The sequence below is a fragment of the Herbaspirillum sp. GCM10030257 genome (assembly GCF_042666555.1).
Classification (GTDB): Bacteria; Pseudomonadota; Gammaproteobacteria; order Burkholderiales; family Burkholderiaceae_D; genus Noviherbaspirillum.
The window spans coordinates 1-1,014 of the sequence record NZ_JBHTDH010000120.1 but is presented as its reverse complement, the minus strand read 5'-3'; the positions used below and the strand labels follow the sequence as shown (position 1 = coordinate 1,014).

Annotated in this window: 1 protein-coding gene and 1 pseudogene; one reads left to right on the top strand and one right to left on the bottom strand. The window is 53.5% G+C overall.

Translation table 11 applies throughout. From position 1 onward, the window contains the following. A partial coding sequence (locus tag ACFQUU_RS29345) for an IS110 family transposase (protein WP_382252173.1) occupies positions 1-714 on the bottom strand: 714 nt, incomplete at its 3' end. A gap of 70 nt (positions 715-784) precedes the next feature. Between ACFQUU_RS29345 and ACFQUU_RS29340 the strand changes: the two are divergent. Continuing rightward, positions 785-1,014: pseudogene (locus tag ACFQUU_RS29340) on the top strand (IS3 family transposase); the annotation flags it as partial.

Below are 1,014 nucleotides of genomic sequence, written 5' to 3'. Positions count from 1 at the left end.
TCCAATAGCAGCACACATTGCGCTTGCACCCAAAGGTCCGATTCCTGGAATGCTCATTAATCGCCGCGCTGCATCGTCGCGGTTGGCCGTAGATTCAATTTGCCGTGACAACGATGTAATCCTGAGTTCCAGTTGGTTGAAGTCGCTCCACAAATCGGTGAGCAACTGGCGCATTGCTGGCGTCAGCTCATTGGCGTCGTCCGACAGAATGTGCGGGAAATCGTGCTTGAATACACCTGCACCGACACGGATGGCAATCCCATATTCGAGCAGAAAGCTGCGGCATTGATTGATGACGGCGGTGCGTTGATGAATTAAATGCTCCCGTACTCGATGCAAAGCCTGAATTTCCAACTGGTCATGTCGTTTGACTGGGACAAAGCGCATGGTAGGCCGGGTCACCGCTTCGGCAATCGCTTCTGCATCGAGGGTGTCATTCTTGTTCGATTTTAGATAGGGCTTAACGAATTGCGGTGGAATCAGACGTACCTTGTGTCCCAGCCCAAGCAGTCGCCTCGCCAGCCAATGAGCGCCAGGACAAGACTCCATACCAATCAGCGCGGGTTGCGCTTTGGCAAAAAATTCAATAAGCCCGTCTCGCCGCAGCTTGATGCGCAAGCCAGGCTTTCCGTAAAGATCAGTTCCGACTACCTGAAACGACGTCTTTCCAAGATCGATTCCATAGGTAGGGAAGGCATGGGCTACGATACGCATGATGATCCTCCTGGCGGGTTGAAAGAACTTCCAGTGTGCCCCTTTTTGGAAGGGGCGGACCATCTCATTAGCTTTGAAGCCTTCACGCAAACGGTCTTTGATCGATGAGTTGCGTGACCGGTTTCGTGCCAGCCTGACGCAGACCTGTGCACTGTTCAAAATGTCGCGCTCGCTGTATGCATACAAGTCGGTCAGGCGTGACGCCACGCTGCTCATCATGCGCATCAAGGAGATCGCTGCTGCACGCGTGCACTATGGTTATAAGCGAGTGCATGTGATGCTCAGGCGTGAAGGCTGGCC